General features: G+C 56.6%; 8 protein-coding genes. 2 read left to right on the top strand and 6 right to left on the bottom strand.

Translation table 11 applies throughout. The features are described from left to right. Positions 1-345 precede the first annotated feature (345 nt). From MKS85_RS28525 to MKS85_RS28505, 5 genes are all read right to left on the bottom strand, one after another. The gene (locus MKS85_RS28525; protein ID WP_047227439.1) at positions 346-762 is read right to left on the bottom strand and encodes a VOC family protein; all 417 of its coding nucleotides are present in this window, start codon (positions 760-762) and stop codon (positions 346-348) included. Positions 763-887: 125 nt separating this feature from the next. Next, positions 888-1,619, bottom strand: coding sequence for a transporter substrate-binding domain-containing protein (locus tag MKS85_RS28520; protein ID WP_188252259.1), 732 nt, complete (start codon positions 1,617-1,619; stop codon positions 888-890). A gap of 134 nt (positions 1,620-1,753) precedes the next feature. After that, positions 1,754-2,515, bottom strand: coding sequence for a hypothetical protein (locus MKS85_RS28515; RefSeq protein ID WP_188252258.1), 762 nt, complete (start codon positions 2,513-2,515; stop codon positions 1,754-1,756). Further along, the gene (locus tag MKS85_RS28510; protein ID WP_223194575.1) at positions 2,509-3,654 is read right to left on the bottom strand and encodes a hypothetical protein; all 1,146 of its coding nucleotides are present in this window, start codon (positions 3,652-3,654) and stop codon (positions 2,509-2,511) included. Before MKS85_RS28510 ends, MKS85_RS28515 begins: the two co-directional genes overlap by 7 nt. Before the next feature lie 157 nt (positions 3,655-3,811). Then, positions 3,812-4,333, bottom strand: a complete 522-nt coding sequence (locus tag MKS85_RS28505; protein ID WP_172833805.1) for a GNAT family N-acetyltransferase — start codon at positions 4,331-4,333, stop codon at positions 3,812-3,814. Between the two features lie 80 nt (positions 4,334-4,413). Between MKS85_RS28505 and MKS85_RS28500 the strand changes: the two genes are divergently transcribed. Together MKS85_RS28500 and MKS85_RS28495 are read left to right on the top strand one after the other, a co-directional pair. After that, on the top strand, positions 4,414-4,950 hold the full coding sequence (locus tag MKS85_RS28500; protein ID WP_188252256.1) for a DUF4256 domain-containing protein: 537 nt from the start codon (positions 4,414-4,416) through the stop codon (positions 4,948-4,950). A 428-nt stretch (positions 4,951-5,378) separates the two neighbouring features. Next, entirely contained in the window at positions 5,379-5,978 is a 600-nt protein-coding gene (locus tag MKS85_RS28495) for a hypothetical protein (RefSeq protein ID WP_139051119.1), read from the top strand. 59 nt (positions 5,979-6,037) lie between these two features. Here the strand turns inward: MKS85_RS28495 and MKS85_RS28490 are convergent, their stop codons facing one another. Continuing rightward, on the bottom strand, positions 6,038-7,114 hold the full coding sequence (locus tag MKS85_RS28490) for a hypothetical protein (RefSeq protein ID WP_310663247.1): 1,077 nt from the start codon (positions 7,112-7,114) through the stop codon (positions 6,038-6,040). Positions 7,115-7,327 lie beyond the last annotated feature (213 nt).

The raw sequence follows: 7,327 nt of genomic DNA, 5'->3' as shown, positions 1-7,327 counted from the left end.
CCCCTGTGGGAGCGAGCTTGCTCGCGATGACGGCGGCCCATTCAACATCACCGGTTCAGACAGACCGCTATCGCGAGCAAGCTCGCTCCCACAGTTTTGATTGGTGGTGTTCTCGAATTTTGTGCCCGCCACAGAACCCCGGTGGGAGCGAGCATGCTCGCGATGACGGCGGCCCATTCAACATCACCGGTTCAGACAGACCGCTATCGCGAGCAAGCTCGCTCCCACAGGTTTGATTGGTGGTGTTGACGAATTTTTTTCCCGCCACAGAACCCCAGGGGGAGCGAGCTTGCTCGCGATGACGGCGGCCCATCCAACATCACCGGCCCAGACAGACCATGAAACTCAGGGCTCCAGCGCTGGGCCCTTCAACTCAATCTGATTACCATCCGGATCGAAGCAGTAGATCGACCAACCCTTACCCTCCGCGCCATAGCGCATCTGCGCTTTCTCAACGCTCAGGCCGGCTGAGGCCAAATGAGCGATGAGGGCTTGTTCATCAAACGGTTCGATGCGCAGGCAGAGGTGGTCGACGTTGTGCCCTTGCTTGCCAGCCGCCGGCCCACCCGCGCGACCCAACGGCCCGTCGACAGCAACCAGATCAATCATCGAAACACCGGTGCTGAGGTGAATCATTCCAAGATCGTCCCGGCGCTTCTTCAGCTCGCAACCAAGCACCGACGTATAGAAAGCGAGGCTGCGCTCGATGTCTTTTACGCGCAGGACGATGTGGTCGATGTGTTGGATCGTGAAGTTCCTCATACGGGCCTCCTGTGTTCAGTAGTGGCAGGGCCAAGGGGTTACTTCACCATAGCGGACAACGCTGGGATGTCGCCCCACGAATGGACCCCGCCTGCCGCGAATCAGCGGGCTGCGCGACGTTTTTCTCAGGCTAAAGGCGCAACAGTCACGTCCGCTTGGCCGCTGTCGATCAACGCCGCACGCACGAAACCGTCCGCTTTCTTTCGCTCAATGAAATCCCTGACGTAGGCCGCGCCGGCTTCATGGGCCCTTGGAACCGCCATGGCTTGCCTGATGGAAGTGAAAGCCCCGGCGAGCACACGGTATGCCGGGTTGTTAGCCGCCACTTTCTCCAGCGGCTGCCTCACACCGGCTGCCGCATCCAGGGATTTTTCGATGTACAGGTCTACCGCAGCCGCGGAGGTCGCAGCGCGTTCGAGTTGTGCATGTTCCAACGTGCGAGAAAGAAAAAGGTCGTACGCAGCGCCTTGGCCAACGGCGAGTTTTAGTCCCGGCTGGTCGAGATCCTGGACGTCCTGATAGCCCGAATCAGCTGCCACCAGATAAGTCCCTTCGATAATGACGTAAGGTTCGCTGAACGCAATCTGCTCTTCGCGCACAGGCTCAATGGCCAGGAACGCGACGTCCCACACATCCTGATCCAGCGCTGCAAACACTTTGCCGGCGGCGTCAAAAGTGACCATATCGAGCTGTGCGCCCAACTCCTGGGCCAATGCCTTGGCCAACGCTACCGACACCCCTTGAGGGGAGCCGTCCGGACCTTGTTGAGCCAACACGGGATTGCCGAAATTGATCGCGGCACGCAGCACGCCTTTTGGGGCCAGATCTTCAAGCACTGCACGGTCGAGAGACGTCATCCTTTTTGCTCCGGGTAGGGGGATTATTGGTTTTTATCAACTGGGCAAGGTGTGGAAACGACCAAGCTGTTACCGTCAATAATCAGGAATTTCACACGCTATCAACCTAACTGATAGCGTGCATAAAACCTGATTCAAGCCAGGCCAAAAGCCTCTTGAATGGTCTTGATCAAACGCTCGGCATCGACCTTTTTGTAAACACTTGGGTTAGTGGCCAGCTCAGCCGGCACCTGGCTGAGAAATGACCTCAAATCGTCAGCCATTCGATCAGGAAGCTGGGCCATTCCCTCAGTGAGACCGACCGCTAGAAAGATCACATCCCTGAAGTGTTTGTTGATGTCCCGACGATCCACGTGCACGCCGCTCTCCAGCAACGCCTTCTTGTTAAGCCAGGCATGGGCTTTGAGGGGAACGAGCCGATCAGCACCGATGTGGCTGATCTCCTGAGTATGATCGACGCCTTCCAAGAGAAAGGCGTAGTACTCATCATCAAGAATGATCGCAGACAGGCTGGCGGCTTGCTCCTCCACGGGGACCTTGGTCATTCTGGCCGCTTCTTCGTGCTCCAGGCCATCCGGGACACGGGAAAACAGCTCGACCTGAACGGGAAAGGATTTGTCCTCCGGATTCTGGAAGCGATAAAAAACCGGGGGGTCCCCATCGCTGTCACCGTTCTGGCGAATGGCATAGCCACCGTCCTTGATGAACTTCCAGAACTGCCCGACGAACGCACGATCAAGCGCCTCGACGACCAGGACGATATCCAGATCCTTGGTCAGTCGAAATTCCTCACCCAGTTCCTCCATGGCAATCGAAGCAGCCACCCCGCCAATCAGAACGTAGCTGCCCTGGAAATCCCTGAAATACTCTCGAAACCGGTCGACACCCACTACCATTTCACGTTCTCCATCATTTCATCCAGACACATTTGCACGCGTTCATCATGGTCATCCTTGAGGCTCAGATAGAGAGAAAAGGGGTCCACCGTTCCAGTGGCGATGTTGCTGCGCGGCGGCTCATAACTCCAAAACTGAATGCAACACGCGGCATGGTTTTGCGGCACTTCAAGGTAGGGCGCCGTGGTCTCGAGTTTCGACTTGGCCGTTTTCGAAGTTGAGCCCCAAGCGCCGAATTCCTCCCCGTAGGCCGCATTCTTTTCAGTTTGAGCATGCTCCCGAATATGCTCGAACTGCGCTGCCGTCATCGCATAGCAAGGGACTTTTGGGCCGGCGAGAAGACTCATTTCAGCCAGGGCCGTTTCTCCGGCCAGCAACATTGGGGTGTCGTCAAAAACCTGGGGAATTGCATTGAGCCAAAGTGCTTTTTTGACCGGCGTACGCATGGACTCCTTGGCCATCTCCCAAGTCTCCCTGGGGGACAAGTGAAACAGGATCGCGGCCTCACCCATTTCCTTTCCAGGCTTAACAATGTCCAAGTCGGTCAGTTCCTTGATCGCTCTGCTGACGGTCATTTTCGCGTAGGTAAAGGACTTCTCGAAGGTAGCGCGAGTGGTCAGGAGCTGGTGGTGCCATCCCTTGATCAGAAATTGAATCAGCATGGCTTGGGTGGCGGGGCTCAGGACCTGAGGTTTTTCCAGGCGCTGGCGGTAATACTCACGCAAATCCATACCAAAGGCCGGAAGAAAAAGCTGATTGCCCGGCACGATGAACTGGACGCCTTTCTCCACCAGTCGCTTGCGGTCATAGCTCGGAAGCGTGTCGGTGACGAAAATCATCAGGTCGCCGGTATCGGGCAACTTGTTGGATGCCTGCAAGTTGTGGATGGCCTGGATATGCTTGGCGACATCCGCAACGCTGGCTTCACGCTGTGGACGTTCCTTGAGAATGAGGCAGCCGGCCCCGAAGATCTCTGTGACAAAAAATTCGTAGCGGTCACGCAATGTATACGGAAGGATCTTGACGTGCTCCCACGGTTTCAAGCGCAGCTTCAGGCCTAGCACGTTCTCTACGTAGACTTTGAGCTCGATCAGATCACGCCTTTCGGAGAGCTCATGGTCTTGGCGGATAGCAGTCATGGTCATTCTTCCGTATCACGATTCCAGCACGGTATCAGAGGTTGTGATAGCGTGCAAAATTCTTGATATTTTATGGTGGATATTGACGCGTAGGGTGATGGAGAGGACGTTCCAATCCATTCTGCCGAACCCCAACCTTGTGGCGAGGGAGTTGCTCTCACCAGGCGGCAATGGCCTTTTCCATCAACCGCAAACGCAGCTCCGGCTTGTCTTGCCTGGCCCCGATATCAATCCAACCATGGTGCCTGTAAAACCGTGCCGCCCTGTGGTTCGTGTCGCTCACAGACAATCTCATCCGCTCGCACCCCAACCCTGCAAGAAAGTCGGTCGCGTAGGCCAGCAGCAACTTCCCTGCACCACGTGATCGCCACTCAGGGGTTAGGTAGAAAAAATGGATGTAGCCCACTGCGGGCTCAGCCTTCAGCCGCGACATTTCTATCTGGCCCACGATCTGCGTTTCATCCCAGGCATGGACAATGCTGCCAGGAAGCTCGGCTGCTTTTTCTTGGAGAGATTGAAGGTAACGCTGTGTGCCATCCGGGTCGTGCAGTTTTTGTGTGGAACCAAACGCGCAGAGCAGCATGTCTTCAAAGAAACGTACGCAAACGCCGCTGTCCTGGTCGAGGTTGACTGGACGCAAGTGCAGGAGAAAAACGGGTTGAGCGTCGCTGCGCATCATGGTTCGTGACCTCATGCTTCAATGGGTTGCTACGCTGGTACTGCCAGAATTTGGAACCGACCAGCAACGGACCCAAAACCATGAAAAGACAAGACCTTCTCCAGACCCTGAAAACCCGCTTCGACCAGAACCCACATCGCCACCCGGACATCCTCTGGGCCGACGTCCAGGCCAAGCTGGAAAGCAACCCTAACGCCCTGAAGTCGCTCCAGGCAATGGAGGCCACCGGCGGCGAACCCGACGTGATCGGCCACGACCAGCAAGCCGGCCTCGTCACCTTTTGCGATTGCGCCAAAGAAAGCCCAACCGGTCGCCGAAGCCTCTGCTACGACCGCGCCGCCCTGGACGCACGCAAGGAAAACAAACCCAAAGGCAGTGCCATGGAAATGGCCGAAGAAATGGGCATCGCCTTGCTGACTGAAGACCAGTACCGAGCCTTGCAGCAGCTTGGCGAGTTTGATGCCAAAACGTCCAGTTGGCTGGCAACACCCCCTGAACTTCGCGCCCTCGGCGGTGCGCTATTCGGTGATTATCGTTATGAACGGGTGTTCGTTTATCACAATGGTGTGCAGTCGTATTACGCGGCGCGAGGGTTTCGCGGCGTGCTGTGCATTTAAGCAAACCTGTGGCGAGGGAGCTTGCTCCCGTTGGGCTGCGCAGCAGCCCCAAAGCCATTCAACACGATGTACCAGGAAAAACGGCATCTGCANCGTGCTGTGCATTTAAGCAAACCTGTGGCGAGGGAGCTTGCTCCCGTTGGGCTGCGCAGCAGCCCCAAAGCCATTCAACACGATGTACCAGGAAAAACGGCATCTGCAGGTTTACGACTGCTGCGCAGCCGAGCGGGAGCAAGCTCCCTCGCCACAGGTTTTCACCAGATGGTTTACGCCGCAGGCGTCCCTGTGTTTTTATACGGGCAGGCACAAGTAGCCTCCCTGCTGCGATGGGAAATACGAAAAATCTAAGTGAACTTACCCACTTATTTAGCCACTGCAAGCAGCATGCTAGTCGAAGTACGTCTTCGATTTGGCTAAAGGAGTGAGCTATGTCCCGTTCAAGTGCTGCTGAGTGTATCGACGACCTCAAAGAGTTGGCCCGCGTGTCTGTCATTGGCGAATACACGTATTGCCAGCGATTGACCCACATCAGCAAAGAGTTCGGTTTCAATAATTTCCATCACTTGCGTAAGGTCGTTGAGCGTCTCCCTGAAGACCTGATCGGCAATATCTCCACCACGCTGATGCGCCGGTATTGCGAGGTGGCTCAGCCCAAGCCAAACGTCGCTTACTATGAATTCCTCTCGGTCAACAACGACACCCGGCTAAGGTTCTATAGCCAATGGGCCGGCTGGGACAAATTTGGGCAGGAAGTCAGGGTGCCCAGGTCGTTGCATGGCGAGTCGGCTCCCCGTCTGCGCAAGTCGCTTGATAAAACCGTCTTTATCGTAGAAACGGACCGTCAGTTAATCGCATGGCGCCATCGCTGGCACGGGCTGTGTTACATCTCCGCTGAGCTCTGCAAAGAGCACATGAAAGAAGCATTTGAGCGAAAAAAGGCTGTGGTGAAAGGTCCTCGCAATGAGGAGTTTCCCCTGCTGGACGACTTTAGCGATAACTATGCAACGTGGTATCCAGTTATAGAATAACCTCAGCTGGAAGGGGCTCTGAGGAGCCCTTTCTTGTTCCCGCACGCAGCAAAGCCGCCTCACTCAAAGACTAAAACCTCACACCCCTTAGCCTCAACCATCTGCGCAAACCCCGGTAACCGCGCCACAAACTCCGCCTCAAACGCCAGATACCGATCCTGCGCCGCCAGGTAACGAATCTCCGGCTTGACCCGCGCAATATCCTTGGAAGACAGCTTCATCACCTCACTGCTGCGCTGATTCCAAAACCACGCCAAGGTCTGCGTGCCAAACGTATTCGTCCGGTAGTTCCACACCCACCAATCCCCATGCCCCCGGGCAACATGCAGCTGCCCATGAAACGTGCGCAACGTGATGACCTGCTTGGGCTGCGTAACCAGCAGGCGCGTGTCCTGGCGCAGTTCACTGCCAAAGCCGTCCAACAGCGCCTTCGTCGTAGCGCCGGTCACGAAGTTGAAGCGCCACGCCAGCAGCACCGTCTCCTGATAGCCCGAGTGCTCAAGGTTCTGCCGCTCGCCTTCGCTGAACAGCAGGATCTCGTCACCGCCCAGGTACGCGGTGGACGCCCGCAGTTTATAGGCGTCAGCCGGCATCGGCTTGGCGGCAGTGGCCTGGTGCGGCGGGTCTTGATTCCAGACCCAACACCGCGGGCCGTTGTGCTGCATGAACAGCAAGCGGCGCGGGCCGATGGGCAGGATCGTCAGTTCATCCGCGTACTCGAAAATGACCTCGCTGGAGTCCGCCGTGATCCGCCAGATCCGTGTCAAATGCTCGGGTTCGTAAATACACTGACGTTCGAATATCTCCGAGTCGACCACGACACAGGGATCTTCAAACTCCGACCATTGCATCCCGACAGGTCCGAAACTTTGGATGTCATCGCCCTGGCGAATCTCGTATTGGTAGCGGTCATCTGAACTGTAAGCGCCGCTTTTCACCCGGCGCTTCCACAGGCTGCGTTGGGCATTGGCATCGATGAGCTGCAAGTCTGCGCCGTCCACCCCATCGGTGCGGTGTTCGAGCATGTCCTGCTCAGCGGGCGGCCATGGGTTGTAATCGATCAGAAAACACAGCCACTGGTCTTCCTCCTGCTCGGTGATGGCGGCCCAGCCGTTGCGGTAGTTGTAGTCATGCACGTAAGTGGGGCCGGGATAGTCGTGGACTTCCTGTAGCCAGTTCAGCTTGCTGCGCTTGGGCTTGCTGGATTTACGGTCGGGGGCGGCAGGCTTTTGCGCTTCGATCAGCCTCGGCGTGAACCTCGGTTCTGCGCTTTGGCCTTGCCAGTGTTGTGCAAAAGCCTCGCGTTGATGGGACTGTCAGAAATTTTGTGTTCGGGCATAACATGCTGA

The sequence above is a fragment of the Pseudomonas sp. JL2 genome (assembly GCF_031570495.1).
GTDB lineage: Bacteria > Pseudomonadota > Gammaproteobacteria > Pseudomonadales > Pseudomonadaceae > Aquipseudomonas > Aquipseudomonas rhizophila.
This window is presented reverse-complemented; position numbering and strand designations above follow the sequence as displayed.